Raw genomic sequence first — 17,619 nt, 5'->3', positions numbered from 1 at the left:
ACATGGCCCAAACACTTGGCATTATCCGTCTCTTTTGGCGGGGTAAGCAATATGACGTGGTCAAAGGTGTGAAGTTCCGCATTCCAGGGATCAAGAACGACAACGTCAATGGTAATTTCCGCGCCCTTCGTTCCACGCAATATCAGGTCGGCGAGGTTCAGGCGACCATCATCCCAACGGTGGATACCTCCCCAACAGAGTTTTCTCCTTCCTTGGGCGAAGATGAACTTCAGCTGCAAGCCGATACCGGCAAGAGCTGGGCGATCGCTGATGCCTACGTCATGGACCAGCCCGAATTTTCCGATGACGGGAAAGCGCAAGTCAAATGGTCCTTTAACACCTATCAGGAGATTTCATCATGACCTCTTCTTTGCCTCATGGTGCCACACTGCAAGACGATGGCACGGTACATTACACGCTGCTACGCCCTATCTCCATTGAGACGACCACCAAAGATGGCCCTTCTCAGATCACTCTGGCGGAGCTGACATTCCGTGAACCCACAGCCGGGGATCTTATTGATTCCGGTCTCAACGGCAGCAATAGCGCCGCCGCGGGGCTTGCGCTCTTGGGAACCCTTACCGGCCATGTCGGCCCTGTGGGTGATAAACTGCTACGGGCGATGAATGCGCGCGATTATATCGCTAGCCAAAAGGTTGTTGCGGCTTTTTTCGACGATGGCCAGAAGGCTGGCCAATAAGGTTGGCCGCCTTGGCTAACACCCTCCGCTTTGGGCGCGCTGAGTTGCGCGCCCTCACCCTTGCTGAGCTCGCTTTTTGGACGCAGGCGCAATGCGACTATAGCGCCGAGATGGACCATCAGCAGAGCCTCATCTCCTAACAAAAGGGGCGCTTTATGAGCGAACTTGCGACACAATTTGAGCTCGAACAGCTCGACCAAATGAGCGCCCCTCTGCGGGACGTTTGTGAACGCCTAGACGATTTAAACGGACTTTTAGAGCAGGTTCACCAAACCCTCGACAGCGCTACCGCCGCATTGGGCACTTATGAGAGTTTTACTTCGAGCGCCACACAGTCAACGAGCGCATTAAACGTTGCCCAACAAGAGCTTGCCAGCACGAATCAGAACGTCTCTGCAACTGTTGATACGACGACAGAACATCTCGGCTATCTCGCCTCCATTCTTGTAAGCACGACAACGGCTGCAACGGGAGGCAGTGCCGCCTTGCAGGCCGTTGCCAACAACGCTAAAGGCGCAACGGAAGCCCTCACCTCCCTAACAGAAAAGGCCGCCCTGCTGACGACAGCGCTCCTCAATGCGACAGAGGCGGCAAACGGGCTTAAAGACAGCTTTTCTCACGTTACAAATATCAGCCCTGCTGGAAAGGTTCAGCAGTTCAACGGTTCTCTGATAGAGATGAACAGCACCGCCCAACAAAGCCTTGGGACGCTGGGCCGTTTGCGTGACGCCATGAATAACGTCATCAAGAACGATACGATCAAGAACAACTGGGCCACAGCACAAAGCCGAGCGGCCAAAGTGCCCGCATATTTAGGAACACTCACCTCTCCTATCGAACGGTCTGCCGATTTCGAAGACAACCTCACTCAAATCGCTCTTAACCTGAACAAACATGGTCCAGATCTCACCAATTTTGTTGATCAAGAGCGCATTTTCGTCAATCAGCTCGCCCGCCAAACCTCCCAACCCGGCACGGCCTTAACCAGCAGTGAGCGTTCTCTATCGGCTGCTGGCTTCCAAAGCGATCAGATTCATCATGTTCTCCCAACCATCGCCACCATTGCACAAGCTTCCAAGATAGATAGCAACAGCCTGGCGGGGGTAGCAGCCCTGCTTCGTGGAAAGCTCGGTATTTCGGACCCCAATGCCATTAATGGAGCTTTGTCTTCTCTCGCGGTTGTCAGCAGACAAAACCATATTCCAACGTCTGACCTTATCGCAGTTCTTCCCCGACTTGCCTCTGAAGCCGTCAATAGCGGCCTGAAAGGGCGCGGTGCCTTTGATGATATTCTCGCAACGCTCTCTATGGCCCGCCAATCGACGGCCTCTATCCCGCAAGCAGCTTTCTCGACACAGCAGTTTTTGAAAGGGATTAACAGCCCTGCCTTTGCCGATGCGATGAAAAAGCAAGGTGTCGATGTGTCGACCTTGCAAAGCACTGCACGTGCTCAGCACCAAGACCCTATTTTGGCCGTGCTAGACGCTATGCGTAAGGTGAGTGTCCAAGCTCATGGCGGCTTTCGCCCAGATATTCTGAACAGCCTTTTCCCCAATAAAGAAACACAGCTCCTTGTAAAGGATTTGCTCTCACACAGTCATGACTTCCAAAATATTCGTGCCGCTTCCCAGAAAGATAATCGTTCAGCGTTAAACGCTGATTTCCAAGCAACACAGAACGATCCTAAAACAGAACTACAAAAATTTCATGAGGCGCTTGACCAGCTCATGCGCCGTATTGGCGATGATCTCACACCCATTCTCCATGACATCACCAGCGGTATTAATACCGTTAATGTGGCGCTGGAATGGATGGATAAGACCATGCCCGGTGTCTCAGGCGCACTAATCGAAGGTATTGGGGGCTTTATGGGCCTCATTGCAGCCATATCCGCTGTGGGCGCTGTGATCGCAGCTGTGTCGTCTGGGCTCGCCTTCCTGAGTGCTGCCATGGAGGTGGTCGGGGCTGTCATTGCCGCCATTGGGTGGCCAGTAACGCTCGTGATTGCTGGCATCGCAGCGGTAGGTGTCGCGCTCTATGAGCTGTGGGCACATTGGGGAACGGTCAAGGCGTGGCTGATCTCGGCAGGTCATACGGTCGGGCAGGCTATCCAAAAGATTGGCGCGCCTCTGGGGCTGATCCTCGGCCCTATTGGCGCTGTTGGGGTTGCCCTCTATGAGTTGTGGAAACATTGGGACACCGCCAAGGCATGGCTTAATAAAGCAGGCATAGCGACCGTTGAGTTCATCAATAAGATCTGCAATGGCATTCCCGATGCGTTCCATCGCATTGTCGAGAGCATCAAGGGTGTCTTTACCCATCTGCCGGGCTTTTTGTCTCAAATAGGAGAGGCATTCCAGTATCATATCCCCAAAGCCAACTCTGCGCTATTGGGCTCTGACGGGCGCTATAAGCCGCTTGTCAGTCCTGAGGAACAATGGAAGCGTGATTGGGCCGCTCATCCTATGCCCATGGCCCGCCGCACGCCTCCACCTCTGCCGCCCCAACGTCATGAAAGCCATATTCGCTTAGATGTACACAATGATCAGGGACTGAAAACCAAGGCCCGCCATATCAGCGGGCCTCCGCTGCAGGTCCATCATCACGGCGGTCCGAATTCTATGATGGGGAGGCCATAATGAGAACCTTCTCCTTTGAGTGTGACACTCTTGCAGCCCCTACACGCTCCCCACGCATGCCTTTTCCAACCAACACGAGCCTCAGCAACCATGCGCAGGCTGGGCATGATGATGGAAGCCTGAACATGGCGGGTCTGTTCCTTGGGCTCAATAGACCTATGGCCCAAGCGACGTCCTTCATAACACAGCTCTTTTACGGGCAGGGTCTGAACGCCTCCCAAAGCCGTGGCTCGGAGCGTTCCTTACACGCAATGAGGAGGCCGTAACATGGCGGATTTATCTTTTGGCTTGAGCGGCCTTGCCGGGCCTGAACTCTCCGCTCTCGGTGGCGGCATGGCCGGCGGGCTGCTTAGTCGCTTCGCCAACTATGCCTCTCTTGGCGGCGTCTCCTTTGCCGTTATTGATTCCCGCGAAGAGATTGGGCGACGGATAAACCGCGTGCTCTTCCCCGACCTCCCGACGAGCAAGCAGGTCTTTCAGGATTTTGGCGCGATTGATACGCCGATCACCATCAGCGGCCTCATTGTGGGCGATGATTATGTCATCCGCGCACAGCGTATGCGCAAAGCGCTGGCCAAACCGGGCAAGATGACGCTGCTCCATCCATGGTGGGGACGGCTGAAGGTCCGCCTCGTTCAGCCCGCGCAGATTAGCTTTAACGAACGCCAAATCCGTGTCGCCCATTTCCAAGCCGTTGTGGTGCGCGACCCTGATCCACCCGCCAAGAAAGGCTTTTTCGGCTCGCTCATTGATACCGTCAGTGATGTGCTTTCCGAAGCGGATGGCCTGATGGATGAGGCCCAAGAAGCCGTTGCGGGCGTGCTCTCAGCGGTGTCTCTCCCCTTGGCGTTGGTCAATGCGGTGTCCTCGCTGATCTCTGAAGGGTCGGGGATCTGGGATGGGCTGACCGCACGCTCGCCCGAGCCGATTAAGGCCGCGATGACGGCCCCGCAGGCCCTGATGAGCACCGCCCTTGTCCCGCCTCAACGCAATACAGACCAGAGCTATGCCCATGCGGTCTCAGCGGCGCTGATCGCCGTGCCCGCCTCCTTAGTGGGCTGTGTCAGCACGGAAGAGAGCAGCGTGATCGCGCCTGTGTCTGAAGGAACAGACCGTGACGGCACCACCGACAATGAGCCCGTCACGGGACAGCAGATCGCGTCTCTTCTCCTTGCTGGGTCTGAACAGATTGGACAGCTCGCCGATCGTCTCAGTCAAAGCAACCCCGACCCGTCCGCTGTGCTCTGTCTGGGCGTGGCCGCGCGAGCGGTGCTTGTCAGTCAGCTGGCCTCAGCATGGACGGCCTGCGTCTTTGTCAGCAATGAAGACGCTCAAGCCTTGCTCACCGCCATAACCGACGCCATTGATGCGCTGCAAACGGATGTCGTGGCCGCTAGTGGCGGGCACACACGCGTGGCCTTACAGCCGCTTTTTACCCGGCTTCAGAAACTGCGCTGTGCGTTTATCAATGATGCCTCCGCGCAGATTGGCTCGCTGCCCACGGTCGTTGATGTGCCCGTAGCCGCGCCACGGTCGCTCTGGGCGCTGTGCTACGCGTTGCAAGGCGATGATGTGCGCGCTGTTCAGCCCATGTTGGATGATGCGATGACGCGCAATGCCATCCTCCATCCCGGCTCTGTCGGCCCCGCCACGCTGGCCATGTTGGAGGCGTCTGATGACCAGTGAACATCTTGTAGCCCACCGTAACCGTGTGGCGAACCTCTTCCTCGGGGGCAAAGAATGCCTCTTCTGGCATTCCCTTGAGGTGGGGATGGATCTCGGCAACCTCGCCAGCATGTGGCGTGCTGAACTCAGCCTGCCTATCCCGCTTCAAGACAGAGCCATGCCCAAGATTGGGCAGTCCGTGCGTATTGAAATCGCCCAGCAACCGATCCTAAAAGGCTGGCTGGAGGCGATCAATACGCGAGGCGATGACCATAGTTTGAGCGTCACCGTCTCGGGTCGTGATCTAGCAGGCGATCTTGTCGATTGCGCCGCCCAAGCCCAAGGGCCGGGGCGGATGGATAAGGTGCGGCTGGAAGCCGTTGTGGGCCATCTCTCGCAACCCTTTGGGTTAGACGTGCAGTCAGTCGTTGATACCGGCCCACCCTTTGAAATGGTGGCCTTTGATACAAGTACCAAAGCCATTGATGTGATTGAACAACAATCACGCCAGCGAGGCGTGTTGGTCACGTCCAACGGATTGGGCCGCCTGCTGCTGACCAAGCCCGGTTCCACCCGTGCTGAAGAAAACCTCATCTATCCCGGCGGGAATGTGCGCGCGATGGAGGCGCGAATCACGCAGCGTTTCTCTGACCATATCGTCAAAGGCCAAGGACGGCCTGTTCATCGTGCTGTCCAGCCTGCCCTCACCGCCGATATGGCTGCGGGCAGTATCACGCCCGTTTCCGGCATGAGCGCGCATGAAGAACGCGCGGTCTGCCAATTTGGCTATTGTCATGATAGCGGCGTGGGCCGGTATCGCCCGCGCGTTTACACGGCCCGCACCATGAGCGGGCAAGCCCCGCAAGCATCACGCTCAGGCGATGATCTCAGCGCCCTGCTCGCCCAATCCCAGCGGGTGCAGAAGCCGGGCTATCGTCAGGCCCGCGCCCCTCAGCGCCCTGAAGCACCACCGCGCACCAAAGACCAGCCCTATTCGCTCGACGACCAAGCCGCGTGGCGGATGCGCACCTCACGCGCTGGCGCTACGACTTTTACCTACACCGTGCCCAGCCTCACCAACACGCAAGGGGTTTTATGGCGACCTAATCAGATCGTCCATGTGCGAGACCGTGTGAATGGACTTGATGGCGATATGTTGATCGCGGGCATTACATGGTCGATCAACGACCATGAGATGAGCACCAAGCTCTCGGTGGTGCCGCCTGATGCCTATGACCTCACCGGCCAAGCCGACCGCACGCCCCATCATGGGCGCTCGGTCAGACGAGGCGGTCTCATAAGGAGGCGTCATTAATGCCCGGTATCCCTCCCGTTGTCATACGCGGCCTTCTCGAAGAGGTAGGCCCGCTTCTCTCTAAAATAAGCAGCCTCTTCAGACGCGGTGTCGTCAAAACCATTGAGGACCGCAGAACACGGCAAGTCATTTCAGCAGTTATCAGTGCCGGTGAGCACCGCGTGGACGTGCCAGTGCATCAACCGTTCGGTTTTAACTCCCACGCGCCCCTTGATGGCGCGGTCACTCATGTGCTGCAAAATAGCGCAGACCCCGCTGATCTGGTCGCGCTCATGCCCTCTAACCCCGCTTCGATGCGCATGGGGGGCCTGCGCGAGGGTGAAAGCATCCTCTATGATAGTGCAGGCCAGAAGCTGCATTTCCAGAATGGCCGCGTGGTGGCCGTGGATGCCACTGAGGGCATGGTCATCAACCAAAAAGGACAGCCGCTGCTGACCCTCAGCGAGCAAGGCCATGTGTTCTATGGTGACCTCTACGTTAAAGGCCATATCTACGCGGATGAAGATGTCACCGGTGGCGGCGTATCCCTCAATGAACACGCTCATGACGGCGTAAAAAAAGGCGAAGAAGACACCGGAAAACCGGGTGGCGGCAATAAACCGCCAGAGCCCCCTAAGCCGCCAGAGCCTGAGCCACCTGAAGAACTGCCTCCCTGGAGGGAAACGGAAGATACGTTTATTGGGAAAAGGGGAACTAGCAACGATATTCGTATTATGCCTGCAAGTGGTGACCCTAAAATAGCCGCTGAAACATTTTTCCAAAAAATCGTAAAATGGCTTGCGAAAAACGGCAATAAGCTAACAGGAATGTACCCTATTTTTTCAACGAAAAACGGCGTAAGAACTCAAACGGGTGAAATAGGTAAATTCTCAGATGGTACAGTGGCTACATTACGTCCTGAATCAGGAAGATTTACTCCTGATGGTTGGTATAATATAGACATCGGTGGTAATGCTGACGTTAATAGCTCTTTACAAGAAAAGAGCAACCTAAAAATAAAATTCCCTCTAAAATAGTCAAACAGTGGAAAGGAAAAGTACAATGCTATTCGACAAAGATTTTATATATTTCTATCAAAATCCCCTTCTCTTTATGAAAGATGAAGGCGAAGATTTCATGTTTGCTCTTGCTGGTTGGCCAAATGGTGAAGATGACCTCGATTGGTATAGTAAAGCACTAGATAGTATTGTGCGCTTAGAAATTTCAGGTTTAATAACGAGTGAAAACAAGACAGAAGATGTACTCAATAGCTTAGCTCATACAACCAATCAAACAGAATGGATGTGTTACCTTTTTGATCTGACTTCTACAGGAAGAAACCTACTAAAGCAGCTTCATATTCCCGATCACGCCCGGGATAAACACTATCTCCTCCCCGGCCTCCGTGAAGCGCTGAGCCGTATTTTTGATGAACATGGCGTGGGGTTTGATGCGGAGTTGCCTTATAAAATGCGGCTCCCCGGCTGATTAAGCTGAGACCTATCAGCTATTCTCGAAAGCTCCTCTTGCGTCGGTTTAGGACGGCGGTTTTTTCAGCCTCCACCCCCTTGCCGAGGAGGAGCTTGAGCGCTTTCGCTCGTCCAATGCCCTTCTGCGCGGCCCATAGGTCTAACTCCTTTAACATGGGCCGAGGCACCCAATGCTCTAGGTCAGCATCGTCCTGCTTACCCAAAAGCCGACCTAAAAAGCCTATGTCAGTCCTTCTATTACGAGGGTCACATCTTGCGGCTTCTAAGAGTTCGGCACCACTCGGGCCCCATGTCTTCACCATCATACCTCTCCTAAACGACATTAAAATCCCATTCTAACAGCATTTGAAGCCCCGTTTCGGGGTATCATCTGAAGCCATGAAAGTTTCTTGAGGCTTTCTCTACAGTGTCTGTATGACACGACGTTCTCTCTTTTCCACTATTGCTGTCGCGCCTAACTCTGAAGGACGCGCTGACTTAGTCCTCACCCCCGCCGGGGGTGGTATGGGGCGCGTGTCGTTTGATCACACGCTGGCCTCACCATTACTACTGGCTCTGAGTGCTGACCGTCGGGCGGCTCCTGATGATGGGCTGCCACCTCTTCTCACCGCCCCTACCGGAACCGTGATGCCCTTTGGAGCAAAGCGCGGTTGGGTGGGTGATGTTCTCCTGACCGATGGGCAGCGGCTGGGCTCTAAGCTCTGGCTGCTCGAGCGGGCTAAGCGTTCCGACGCCACGCGGCTGGACGCTGAAGATTACGCCCATGAGGCGGTTGCCGCCATTGGTGCTTATCACAACGTGGACCTCACCATTGAGGCCGCGTGGCAGCCTGCCACGACAGGGAGCAAGAACGCGCTGACCGTGCGTGTGTCTGCCGGTGACAGTTCCGTCTTCCAGAAGGTGCCGACGCTATGAGCGCTGTTCCTCCTTCCTCCACTCACAACAGAGAAAGCCACGTAGTCGCGATGCACAATGTCACCCTTGCACGCAGTGCTTACGCCAAGACGATCCATCTGCCTTCCTTCCACATGCGGGGCCGGGAACATGCGTCGCGGGGAGGCTTCCCCATGACGGGCGTCCTCTCAAGTGCCCACGTTCTCAGGCACAAAGAGCGAACATTATGAGCCTCTCCATCCCCACGCCGCATGAGTTGGCCACGCGTCTGGCCACGTCTCTCGCCCAGCAAAGCTTCACCGCTTCTGATGGCTCAACCGTCAGGCTGGATGCCACAGCACCGGGCACCTTTGAACAAGTACTCTCTGTGGTCTTGGGCTTAGCGGATTATGAGACCTATCTCTTCCTTCAAGGCCGCGCGCTGGAGTTTCTGCCCTCAACGGCCACCGTCGGCCCCGGTGGGCTTTTACCCCAGCACGCCGATATTTGGGGCGTGCCGCGTGTGGGGCCGCAAGCCGCTCTTGGACGCGTCGTCATCAGCGCGACGCAAGAGGTTAGCGTGCCGCAAGGGGCCTTGCTGACCGTTGATGGCTCTGTCCAATGGGCGCTTAATAACGCAGTGGTCCTTCCCGCCAATGGCGCGGTTTCTGCGGCGGTGAGCTGCACCAGCACAGGCACGGCGGGCAATTGCGCGGCCAATACGCCCCTCACTCTTGTCGCTCCGATGGTGGGCATCAGCAGCGTTGTGGTCGATCAAGACGGGCTGGCTGGGGGCGCAGAGAGCGAGCCTGTGGAAAGCTGGCGGTCACGCATCATTGATAAAATCCGTAACCCCTATAATGGCGGCACCGTGCAGGATTATCGTGCCTGGGCGTTGAGCGCGGGGGCATCGTTGGTTCATGTCGTGCCGTCTTACACAGGCGCAGGCACGGTGGGCATTATCATTGCGATGAGTGGCCCCCGTGTTCCGACACGTGAAGAAATCGCCCGTGTGCAGTCCTATATTGATGAACGCCGCCCGGTGCGCGGCAATGCGACCGTCTATGGGGCGAGCTTTGTCATCCAAACCCCCACGGTGCGGCTAGGGTTGGATAATCAGCCCAATCGACAAAAAGTGCAGGCAGCCTTGGCCGCCATCATCAACGGCGTGGGCATTGGCGGCACTTTGTATGTCGAAGCCCTCCAAGCCGCTCTCTTTGACACGGTCGGGGCGCAATCGGTTTTGCTTAATCCCGGTGCAGACATGGCCTTTGCCGCTAATGAACTGCCTGTCATGGGCGACATTCAGTGGGAAGACGGCACGCCATGACGGTCATGAACGCCCCACGGTCAGCCCCCGAGATTGCCCGCCAATGGCGTGAGGAACTCATGCCACGCGGCTCCGCTCTCGGTGGGCCGAATATCAGCGCCCTCATGGCCGCTCTCGCAGACCCTCGGGAAACGCTGGAAGGCAACATTGCCTCCGTCTGCCGAGAAATCTGCCCCGCTGATGCGCAGGCCCTCTTAGCGGGCTATCGCGACCTTCTCGGCCCTGATCCGCTCGGGCGTGACGAAGGGGCGCTGAGTGAGACGGAGTGGCGCACGATCCTCCAACAACGCTGGACGGCGCGAGGTGATCAACGCTCTGCTTTTTATGTCGCACTCGCCAAAGACTGGGGCATCGACATCACGATTGAGGAGCCTGATCCGCCGATCTGTGGTGCTGTCAGCTGTGGTGCGTCTGAGTGCGGCAATGAGGCGTTACGGTTTATTTGGGTCGTCCATCTTCCCTCCGGCATTACGCAGGCCATCTGCGGTGTGGCCGTGTGTGGAACCGTTGAGGCGGCTCAGAACGACAGCAACCACTATGCCAAGCTACAGGCCGTGTTCCGCGCGCTGAAGCCTGCCGATACCGAGGTATATTTCATCCATGAAGGAGACTGGATTAATGGCTAATCCCAACTGGCCGAGCTTCCCCGGCGTGCCGAATATGAGCTTAGATGGCGATGGACGCCCCCAAGCCCAAGACCTCATTCCCGGCAAGCAGCTCGGCACGCCACTCAATGCGGCGTTCTTTAACCCGATATTAGGCAAGGTTTGCGATCTAAGCGACCAAATTGACGCTGAAAATAATGCGGCCATATCTGGTACTCTTGACCTCGCACCAGGCGACCATCAAGGGCTAGGGCTGCATACACAAGGCGGCTCCAATGCTGTTCTTTACAATGACGGGGTTAATGGCTGGCGCCCTCTCGCTTTGAACGCTGACCTGCAAGCTGAAAGCCAACGTGCTCAGGCGGCTGAAAGCCAGCTTGTGCTGGGCACAAAGGGGCTGGATGACTATAGCCTCAAAGTTACGGGCATTAAGTCGCAATATTCAGATACCTCTAAGAATAACCCGATCGGTATTGAGTATATGGATGACGCGGGCGTGTTTCAGCTCGCCATCACGCGCGATTTTGCTGATACGCTTTACGCTTCCCAATCTGCGCTGCAAGCTGAAACACAGCGCGCTCAAACCGCTGAAGGCCAACTTGTGCTGGGGACGCAGGGGGTGGATGATTACAGCCTGCGCATCACCGGCATTAAGTCGCAATATTCTGACACCGCTAAAAAGAACCCGGTCGGCATTGAATATATGGATGATGCAGGCCTGTATCAGCTCGCCATCACACGCGATTATGCCGATACGCTCTATGCGTCTCGCTCTGACCTTCAGAACGCGGCGTCCCAGGCTGTCTCTGGTACGCTTGGCCTCGCATCAGGCGACCAACCAGGGATCGGCCTGCATACGCAAGGCGGCTCCAATGCCGTGCTCTATAATGACAGCGCCAATGGCTGGCGTTATCTCGTCGTCGGTGAAGGAAACAACACAGACGGGGCCGTTCGTGCTGCTGTCTTCTCAGCAGGAGCTAATGGCGACCGCTCCTCTCCGACCTTCATTGACGGCGATGGCCATTATATCGGCCTCTTGCCGGCTCAAAACCCTGTCGTAAACGGGGCGCTCAAGACAGACACCATCGCTTCCGCTAGTGGGGCCGCTGTGAGCGTGAGTTATGACGGCGGGGGCCGCGTGGCCTTCCAAAATGACGGGAACTTCGTGGGGTATAGTTCCAGCGGCGGCGTCAACTTTGCGCTTGGAAGCAGCTCGTGCACCCTCAATGGCCCGCTCATGATTAATAATAATGGTGGGTCGCTTGGACTGAACCCCAATACCACGTTCAATGGTCAGATGCGCGGCCAAATAAGCTGGGGTGGACGGTCATGGTATCCCGGTGGGGATGGCCTGATTATGGTCGATAACGGGAATATTTTAGCTGAGGCCATATCGCCAACCCTCACCTATCGTTTCACCCTACAGGTTGTGCATGGGTCTCGCCTCGTTTGGCCGCGCCAGTTTGCCGACGACAATGTGCAAATAGCAGGTATGGCTAAAGATGGGAGCACCGATAATGTGCACATCCTTAATTTATTCAGCGTTGATCGCTATGGCGCCGTTGTTAGCCTCAATGTTTGGAATGGAAGCGGTTTAATTAATGAAACCGCCTCAACAACCGCAACCTTTATTGTGACAGGAAGCCCATTATGAGCAGAAATATTTACTACGCCGTTGTCCAAGCTGGGCAAGACGCCAATAAGCCACGCGAGATTATCGGATGGGCCAATATTGAAGTGCCAGAAGGCCGCGAATACGTGCTTATGTCCAATATGGACGACGCCCATTGGCCGCCCGCTCAGCAAGATATGGCCCCTAAAGCACTAGAAAACGGGAAAATCGTACCTTTTACACCGCCCGTTTACACGGCCCCTTTACCCGATCAGGCGAACGCAGCGCTTAACGGTGTCCAGCAAAAAGCAACAATGGTCGCAGCGATGGGTGAGGAATTTGACCCGCGCATGCGCACCTATGTGCAGGCGTTGCGGGCTATTGCCAATGGCTCCGATACCACCAGCACAGAATTGCCCACCGCGCCTGATGATGTGACGGCGTAAGCATGGTGAGCCCACTCGACGTCCTCAGCCTACTCAAGGACTACGAGGGGATTTTCATGACCGTTGGCGGCGGCGTGCTGGGTTGGTGGGGTCAGATCGCTAAAAACCGCCTTCAGCGCCAACGTAACGAGATTGATGCCGACGGATTAGACAATGAACAGCTCAAGCTCGCTCTTGAACGTGAGCGGTTCTTAACCGACCAGCTCAACCTCTTTGACGCAGGTTACGCCATGCTGTGGGAGAGGCTTTATGACCGTGAAAACGTCATTAAAGACTACCATTCAGCGGCCTTATCTGCACAGCGGCAGGTGCATGCGCTCGAGATCCGCCTTGATGTGCCGCTAACGCCCTTCCCCGACCTTCCAGAATTTCCGCCTAACGATGCCACGTCATGGGCCGCTCAGAACGCGCCCAAGCCCCATAATGGAGACCATCATGACAACTGACACTCAAAAACCCAGCACGCCCAGCAGCACTATAGGTGGGCGGAAAACGCCTGCTCGCCAAGAAGATCATCACTCGCCAGAAAAAGATTGATCACCGTGGTTATGTAAAGATTGTTGTATATATGGGCTGCGTCTTTGGACATATTTCACTACTAACTGACAAGCTGATCCGAGTTTGAGCAGCTCACCAAGGTCAGCTCAGAAACATTGACTGATCTGGAGCGAGCTGCACGCTTTCTTTACCTCCAGCGCACAATGTTTGGTGGTAAAAGTGCTGGCAATTTTGGTGTGACACGCACAGCCTCTACACGATCTGACCTCATGAAGTTCGTCTCCATTCTGGAAAATATTTATGATCGCTTCAACCGAGTTGTAATCTAATGTTTACCTGAGCAAGAGGTCGTTCAGCGCTATGATGGACCTGACACGCTCTTTTATCTCGATCCGCCTTATTATGGGGACGGAGGATTACTACCAAGCCACATTCAAGCGCGACGAAGTTTGAGGGGGTAGCGCGTGTTCTGTCAGACCTTAAAGGTCGGTTCATTTTGTCTCTCAATGATTGTCCAGAGGTGCGCGAGATTTTCAAGGGCTTCGATATGGAAAGCGTTGAGGTGAAATACTCGCTTGCTAAGAAGGCAAAAGCACGCGGGGAACGAGGCGAACTTATTATCTCAAACTAATCACTCTCGCGCGGTGGGAACATCACAATAGCCGTTGGGCTCAAGTTGAAGAAAATGCGACTGTGAGAAGCGTTTTATGGTCGTCTGAAAGAGGGTTGAAACGGGTTTTAATCAAGCTCGTTTCAGTGCTCTCTATTTTGTCTCAAAGTGCAGAAAATTTTGTCGCGCTACAATTACACAGCACAGGAAGAGAAGCAGGCCGCCGATGAGCTACGGGCTCACCCCGACCTTCACGAACTACCCGCTATGATGCGCGATTATGGGAATGAGCGGCGGGAGATAAGGTATCTTTCTAATAAACCTCAATAGCTAATGCGATAACGACAGACTCGGCCAAAAGGGGGCCTCTATGGGGGCTTTCCAAAAATATCTAACTTACTTTTTGGCTATTTCCTGTGGAATGTAGAGAAATCGCTGGCGGAGGGGATGGGATTCGAACCCACGATACGGTATGACCCGTATAACGGTTTAGCAAACCGCCGCCTTCAGCCTCTCGGCCACCCCTCCGCTGTTTGTGCGGTTTTTTGCACGGCGTTTGCAGAAGTGTTTCTAGGAGGAATAAACGCTGGGGTAAACCCCCCTAGAAACATTTTTTCAGCTTTTATGCAGAAAGAAGTTTTTTCAGGACTTCATTCACCATGGCAGGGTTCGCTTTTCCCTTCATGGCCTTCATAGTTTGCCCCACAAAAAAGCCGAAAAGTTTGTCTTTACCGCTCTTATACTCCGCAACCTTGTCCGCATTGGCATCTAAAATGCCTTGGACAGTCGCTTCAATGGCACTGCTATCTGTTACCTGACGCAAGCCCTTACGATCAACAATGGCGGAAGCAGAATCACCTGTTTCAACCATATCTTCAAGAACTTCTTTGGCGATCTTTCCGTTAATCGTCGAATCACTAATGAGACCAAGAAGTTCGCGTAAACCCTGAGCACTCACGGGGCTATCTTCAATAGAGCGTCCGGTGCGGTTTAACGCCGCGAAGAAGTCCCCCAGCATCCAATTCGTCGCCAAACGCGCATCCGCACCACGCGCAACGTCTTCATAGAAGTCAGCAATGGACTGCTCAGCCGTTAGAACACCAGATTCATACTGAGAAACGCCGTAGTCTTTTTCCAGACGGGCTCTTTTATCTTCCGGAAGTTCAGGAAGTGCTGCATTAAGCTCATCAATCCAGCTTTGCTCTAGCTCGAGAGGCAACAAATCTGGATCTGGGAAGTAACGATAGTCATGCGCATCATCTTTGCTGCGCATCGTGCGCGTCTCACCCTTTACATGGTCAAACAAGCGCGTTTCTTGATCAACGGTTTCACCTTCTTCCCAAATCGTAATTTGGCGTTCGGCTTCAATCTCAATCGCCTGCATAACGTAACGCACAGAGTTGAGATTCTTAATCTCGCAACGCGTACGATAGCCTTCTTCCCCAACAGGACGGACAGAGACGTTCACATCGGCACGCATGGAACCTTCTTCCATGTTACCGTCACACGTACCCAAATAACGTAGAATCTGGCGCAGCTTACGGAGATAAGCACCTGCCTCTTCAGGAGAACGAATGTCAGGTTCGCTTACAATTTCCATCAACGCCACGCCTGCGCGGTTGAGGTCGATGAAAGACCGTGTTGGGTCTTGGTCGTGAATAGACTTCCCGGCATCTTGTTCTAAGTGCAGACGCGTTACGCCAATAATGCGCTTTTCACCTTCGGAAAGCTCAATCTCAACTTTTCCCTCTCCGATAATCGGATGCTCAAACTGGCTAATCTGATAGCCTGTAGGTAAGTCAGCATAAAAATAGTTCTTCCGGTCGAAGCGACTATATTTATTGACCTGAGCGCGAAGACCGAGGCCGGTTCTAATCGCCTGAGCAACACATTCTTTGTTTAGAACTGGCAACATGCCCGGAAAGCCTGCATCAACAAGGCTCACCTGTGTGTTAGGCTCTCCACCATATTCGGTTGCTGCACCAGAAAAAAGTTTCGACTGGCTAACAACCTGAGCGTGGACTTCCATCCCAACGACGATTTCCCACTCACCTGTTTCACCGGTAATGCGATAGCTGCTCATGCTGACACTCCTGCATGGAGGGTGGGACGATGGGAGAATGCCGCGGCTTTTTCAAGAACATGACCCGCTGCGAACAATGTTTCTTCATCAAAGAAACGGCCAATAAGCTGCAACCCAAGTGGTACGCCCTTACTATCAAGCCCTGCAGGAACAGAGAGCGCCGGAACACCCGCCAAACTTGCGGGTACAGTAAAGACATCATTGAGATAGACCTGCACAGGATCTGTTGGTTTTTCATCCCATGCAAAAGCCCCGGAAGGTGCCGTTGGCGCAAGCAGCATGTCTACCTTCTCATAAGCCTGTAGGAAGTCACGCTGCAGCAACGTACGAACCTTCTGAGCACGGAGATAATAGGCATCGTAATAACCTGAAGACAGCACATGTGTGCCCAACAGGATACGGCGCTTCACCTCATCACCAAAACCAGCAGCACGTGTCGCTTCATACAAGGCATCAAGTGAAGGGCCTGTAACGCGTTCGCCGTAGCGCACACCGTCATAACGGGCTAAATTTGACGATGCTTCTGCCAGCGCAGCGATATAATATGTTGGCAGACCATATTTCGTATGAGGAAGAGAGACATCAACAATCTCTGCACCGGCCTCTTTTAGCCAAGCAATACCTTGATCCCATAAAGCTGCAATTTCTTCAGGAAGATTATCCGTGCGGTATTCTTTAGGAATACCAACGCGCATACCCTTCACACCACGATCTAACGCAGCCTCATAATTGGGCACTGCTTTATCAACGCTCGTTGAATCCTTAGCATCAAACCCAGCCATAGATTCGAGCATAATAGCGCAATCTCGAAGATTTTTAGCCATCGGCCCCGCTTGATCAAGTGAGCTGGCAAAAGCAATCGTTCCAAAGCGCGAACAACGACCGTAGGTTGGTTTAACCCCTGCAATGCCGCAGAAAGACGCTGGCTGACGGATGGAGCCGCCTGTATCGGTTCCCGTTGCACCTAATACCAGACCAGCCGCTACAGCGGCGGCAGAACCACCAGAAGAACCACCAGGCACTAAGCGCGCATCAGAACCCTGACGCTTCCACGGATTCTCGACCCCACCGAAAGCAGACGTTAGGTTCGTAGAACCCATAGCAAACTCATCGAGATTAAGCTTCCCGAGGGAAATAGCTCCATCACGCTTTAAGTTGGCTGTAACCGTACTCTCATAAGGCGGAATAAAGTTATCCAGAATATGACTAGCTGCTGTCGTGCGAACACCTTCTGTTGCAAAAAGGTCTTTAATGCCCAGTGGAATACCACACAGCGCACCACCCTCACCTTTAGCAAGAAGCTCATCAGCTGCTTTGGCAGCCTCACGTGCTTGGTCAGGTGTCCGTGTAATGAAGCTGTTGAGCCGACCATCCAGACGTTCGATCGCCTCTAGATGAGCATTAACAAGCTCAACAGCCGAAATCTCGCGCTTTCTTAAAGCATCGCGCGCCGATGCGAGCGTATAATCAAACACCATTATTCCACCACCTTCGGCACGGTAAAGAAAGGCCCTTCGCGCTCTGGCGCGTTAGAGAGAACATCATCACGACGCTCACCATCTGTGACGACATCATCCCTTAAACGAGCTGTTGCCAGTCCCGTTCCGACCATAGGAGGTACATCAGTGATGTCCACCTCATTGAGTTGTTCAACCCAGTCAATAATGCCCTCCATATCCTTTTGATAGGTTTGCACCTCATCATCGGAGAGACCAATTCGAGCCAGCCGGGCAATTCGCGCGACTTTTTTCGCATCAAGCGACATGTTGTTTCC

General features: G+C 54.4%; 20 protein-coding genes and 1 tRNA gene. 16 read left to right on the top strand and 5 right to left on the bottom strand.

Going from position 1 to position 17,619, the window contains the following annotated elements:
- Positions 1 to 2: 2 nt before the first annotated feature.
- From F457_RS0107045 to F457_RS0107005, 9 genes are read left to right on the top strand one after another with little or no spacing between them, the layout of a single operon-like run.
- Positions 3 to 362: a phage tail tube protein gene (locus tag F457_RS0107045; RefSeq protein WP_018980435.1), complete on the top strand. Its 360-nt coding sequence runs from the start codon at positions 3 to 5 to the stop codon at positions 360 to 362.
- Positions 359 to 700, top strand: coding sequence for a phage tail assembly protein (locus tag F457_RS0107040; protein WP_018980434.1), 342 nt, complete (start codon positions 359 to 361; stop codon positions 698 to 700). The genes F457_RS0107045 and F457_RS0107040 overlap by 4 nt, the downstream gene beginning before the upstream one ends.
- A gap of 11 nt (positions 701 to 711) precedes the next feature.
- The gene (locus F457_RS14285; protein ID WP_264873745.1) at positions 712 to 840 is read left to right on the top strand and encodes a hypothetical protein; all 129 of its coding nucleotides are present in this window, start codon (positions 712 to 714) and stop codon (positions 838 to 840) included.
- Between the two features lie 15 nt (positions 841 to 855).
- The gene (locus tag F457_RS0107030) at positions 856 to 3,339 is read left to right on the top strand and encodes a phage tail tape measure protein (protein WP_018980432.1); all 2,484 of its coding nucleotides are present in this window, start codon (positions 856 to 858) and stop codon (positions 3,337 to 3,339) included.
- Positions 3,339 to 3,605, top strand: a complete 267-nt coding sequence (locus F457_RS0107025) for a hypothetical protein (protein WP_018980431.1) — start codon at positions 3,339 to 3,341, stop codon at positions 3,603 to 3,605. The genes F457_RS0107030 and F457_RS0107025 overlap by 1 nt, the downstream gene beginning before the upstream one ends.
- A gap of 1 nt (position 3,606) precedes the next feature.
- Positions 3,607 to 5,025 (top strand): DNA circularization N-terminal domain-containing protein, encoded by a 1,419-nt coding sequence (locus F457_RS0107020; protein ID WP_018980430.1) that lies wholly within the window; start codon positions 3,607 to 3,609, stop codon positions 5,023 to 5,025.
- Entirely contained in the window at positions 5,015 to 6,319 is a 1,305-nt protein-coding gene (locus F457_RS13315; protein ID WP_018980429.1) for a phage baseplate assembly protein, read from the top strand. Before F457_RS0107020 ends, F457_RS13315 begins: the two co-directional genes overlap by 11 nt.
- Complete coding sequence (locus tag F457_RS13310; protein WP_018980428.1) at positions 6,319 to 7,335, top strand: phage baseplate assembly protein domain-containing protein; 1,017 nt, start codon at positions 6,319 to 6,321, stop codon at positions 7,333 to 7,335. Before F457_RS13315 ends, F457_RS13310 begins: the two co-directional genes overlap by 1 nt.
- Positions 7,336 to 7,360: 25 nt before the next feature.
- Positions 7,361 to 7,786: a hypothetical protein gene (locus F457_RS0107005; RefSeq protein WP_018980427.1), complete on the top strand. Its 426-nt coding sequence runs from the start codon at positions 7,361 to 7,363 to the stop codon at positions 7,784 to 7,786.
- A gap of 19 nt (positions 7,787 to 7,805) precedes the next feature.
- On the opposite strand, the gene F457_RS0107000 is transcribed toward F457_RS0107005, so the two are convergent.
- Entirely contained in the window at positions 7,806 to 8,093 is a 288-nt protein-coding gene (locus F457_RS0107000; protein WP_018980426.1) for a hypothetical protein, read from the bottom strand.
- 109 nt (positions 8,094 to 8,202) lie between these two features.
- On the opposite strand from F457_RS0107000, the gene F457_RS13305 reads away from it, so the two are divergent.
- The 7 genes from F457_RS13305 (at position 8,203) to F457_RS14210 (ending at position 13,481) form a co-directional block, all read left to right on the top strand.
- A complete protein-coding gene (locus F457_RS13305; protein WP_018980425.1) occupies positions 8,203 to 8,703 on the top strand; it encodes a phage GP46 family protein in 501 nt (166 codons plus the stop codon).
- A gap of 205 nt (positions 8,704 to 8,908) precedes the next feature.
- Positions 8,909 to 9,991, top strand: a complete 1,083-nt coding sequence (locus F457_RS0106990) for a baseplate J/gp47 family protein (RefSeq protein WP_018980424.1) — start codon at positions 8,909 to 8,911, stop codon at positions 9,989 to 9,991.
- Positions 9,988 to 10,617, top strand: coding sequence for a putative phage tail protein (locus F457_RS0106985; protein ID WP_018980423.1), 630 nt, complete (start codon positions 9,988 to 9,990; stop codon positions 10,615 to 10,617). Before F457_RS0106990 ends, F457_RS0106985 begins: the two co-directional genes overlap by 4 nt.
- A complete protein-coding gene (locus tag F457_RS0106980) occupies positions 10,610 to 12,250 on the top strand; it encodes a hypothetical protein (protein ID WP_018980422.1) in 1,641 nt (546 codons plus the stop codon). The genes F457_RS0106985 and F457_RS0106980 overlap by 8 nt, the downstream gene beginning before the upstream one ends.
- The gene (locus F457_RS13300) at positions 12,247 to 12,654 is read left to right on the top strand and encodes a hypothetical protein (RefSeq protein ID WP_018980421.1); all 408 of its coding nucleotides are present in this window, start codon (positions 12,247 to 12,249) and stop codon (positions 12,652 to 12,654) included. The genes F457_RS0106980 and F457_RS13300 overlap by 4 nt, the downstream gene beginning before the upstream one ends.
- Before the next feature lie 56 nt (positions 12,655 to 12,710).
- Positions 12,711 to 13,100: a hypothetical protein gene (locus tag F457_RS0106970; protein ID WP_156809382.1), complete on the top strand. Its 390-nt coding sequence runs from the start codon at positions 12,711 to 12,713 to the stop codon at positions 13,098 to 13,100.
- Between the two features lie 207 nt (positions 13,101 to 13,307).
- Positions 13,308 to 13,481, top strand: coding sequence for a hypothetical protein (locus F457_RS14210; protein ID WP_245539123.1), 174 nt, complete (start codon positions 13,308 to 13,310; stop codon positions 13,479 to 13,481).
- Positions 13,482 to 14,198: 717 nt separating this feature from the next.
- On the opposite strand, the gene F457_RS0106960 is transcribed toward F457_RS14210, so the two are convergent.
- The 4 genes from F457_RS0106960 to gatC form a co-directional block, all read right to left on the bottom strand.
- Positions 14,199 to 14,290, bottom strand: a tRNA-Ser gene (locus F457_RS0106960).
- 94 nt (positions 14,291 to 14,384) lie between these two features.
- A complete protein-coding gene (gene gatB / locus F457_RS0106955) occupies positions 14,385 to 15,845 on the bottom strand; it encodes an Asp-tRNA(Asn)/Glu-tRNA(Gln) amidotransferase subunit GatB (RefSeq protein ID WP_018980419.1) in 1,461 nt (486 codons plus the stop codon).
- Positions 15,842 to 17,323, bottom strand: a complete 1,482-nt coding sequence (gene gatA / locus F457_RS0106950; protein WP_018980418.1) for an Asp-tRNA(Asn)/Glu-tRNA(Gln) amidotransferase subunit GatA — start codon at positions 17,321 to 17,323, stop codon at positions 15,842 to 15,844. Before gatA ends, gatB begins: the two co-directional genes overlap by 4 nt.
- On the bottom strand, positions 17,323 to 17,610 hold the full coding sequence (gatC, locus tag F457_RS0106945; protein ID WP_018980417.1) for an Asp-tRNA(Asn)/Glu-tRNA(Gln) amidotransferase subunit GatC: 288 nt from the start codon (positions 17,608 to 17,610) through the stop codon (positions 17,323 to 17,325). The genes gatA and gatC overlap by 1 nt, the downstream gene beginning before the upstream one ends.
- Positions 17,611 to 17,619 lie beyond the last annotated feature (9 nt).

Source organism: Saccharibacter floricola DSM 15669 (assembly GCF_000378165.1).
GTDB lineage: Bacteria > Pseudomonadota > Alphaproteobacteria > Acetobacterales > Acetobacteraceae > Saccharibacter > Saccharibacter floricola.
The sequence above is the reverse complement of the archived record's forward strand: the minus strand, read 5'-3'. Positions and strand labels throughout refer to the sequence as shown.

Coding starts and splice junctions, on each gene's coding strand:
- F457_RS0107045 (WP_018980435.1), top strand. CDS start 3: ATGGCCCAAACACTTGGCATTATCCGTCTCTTTTGGCGGGGTAAGCAA.
- F457_RS0107040 (WP_018980434.1), top strand. CDS start 359: ATGACCTCTTCTTTGCCTCATGGTGCCACACTGCAAGACGATGGCACG.
- F457_RS0107030 (WP_018980432.1), top strand. CDS start 856: ATGAGCGAACTTGCGACACAATTTGAGCTCGAACAGCTCGACCAAATG.
- F457_RS0107025 (WP_018980431.1), top strand. CDS start 3,339: ATGAGAACCTTCTCCTTTGAGTGTGACACTCTTGCAGCCCCTACACGC.
- F457_RS0107020 (WP_018980430.1), top strand. CDS start 3,607: ATGGCGGATTTATCTTTTGGCTTGAGCGGCCTTGCCGGGCCTGAACTC.
- F457_RS13315 (WP_018980429.1), top strand. CDS start 5,015: ATGACCAGTGAACATCTTGTAGCCCACCGTAACCGTGTGGCGAACCTC.
- F457_RS13310 (WP_018980428.1), top strand. CDS start 6,319: ATGCCCGGTATCCCTCCCGTTGTCATACGCGGCCTTCTCGAAGAGGTA.
- F457_RS0107005 (WP_018980427.1), top strand. CDS start 7,361: ATGCTATTCGACAAAGATTTTATATATTTCTATCAAAATCCCCTTCTC.
- F457_RS0107000 (WP_018980426.1), bottom strand. CDS start 8,093: ATGATGGTGAAGACATGGGGCCCGAGTGGTGCCGAACTCTTAGAAGCC.
- F457_RS13305 (WP_018980425.1), top strand. CDS start 8,203: ATGACACGACGTTCTCTCTTTTCCACTATTGCTGTCGCGCCTAACTCT.
- F457_RS0106990 (WP_018980424.1), top strand. CDS start 8,909: ATGAGCCTCTCCATCCCCACGCCGCATGAGTTGGCCACGCGTCTGGCC.
- F457_RS0106985 (WP_018980423.1), top strand. CDS start 9,988: ATGACGGTCATGAACGCCCCACGGTCAGCCCCCGAGATTGCCCGCCAA.
- F457_RS0106980 (WP_018980422.1), top strand. CDS start 10,610: ATGGCTAATCCCAACTGGCCGAGCTTCCCCGGCGTGCCGAATATGAGC.
- F457_RS13300 (WP_018980421.1), top strand. CDS start 12,247: ATGAGCAGAAATATTTACTACGCCGTTGTCCAAGCTGGGCAAGACGCC.
- F457_RS0106970 (WP_156809382.1), top strand. CDS start 12,711: ATGACCGTTGGCGGCGGCGTGCTGGGTTGGTGGGGTCAGATCGCTAAA.
- gatB (WP_018980419.1), bottom strand. CDS start 15,845: ATGAGCAGCTATCGCATTACCGGTGAAACAGGTGAGTGGGAAATCGTC.
- gatA (WP_018980418.1), bottom strand. CDS start 17,323: ATGGTGTTTGATTATACGCTCGCATCGGCGCGCGATGCTTTAAGAAAG.
- gatC (WP_018980417.1), bottom strand. CDS start 17,610: ATGTCGCTTGATGCGAAAAAAGTCGCGCGAATTGCCCGGCTGGCTCGA.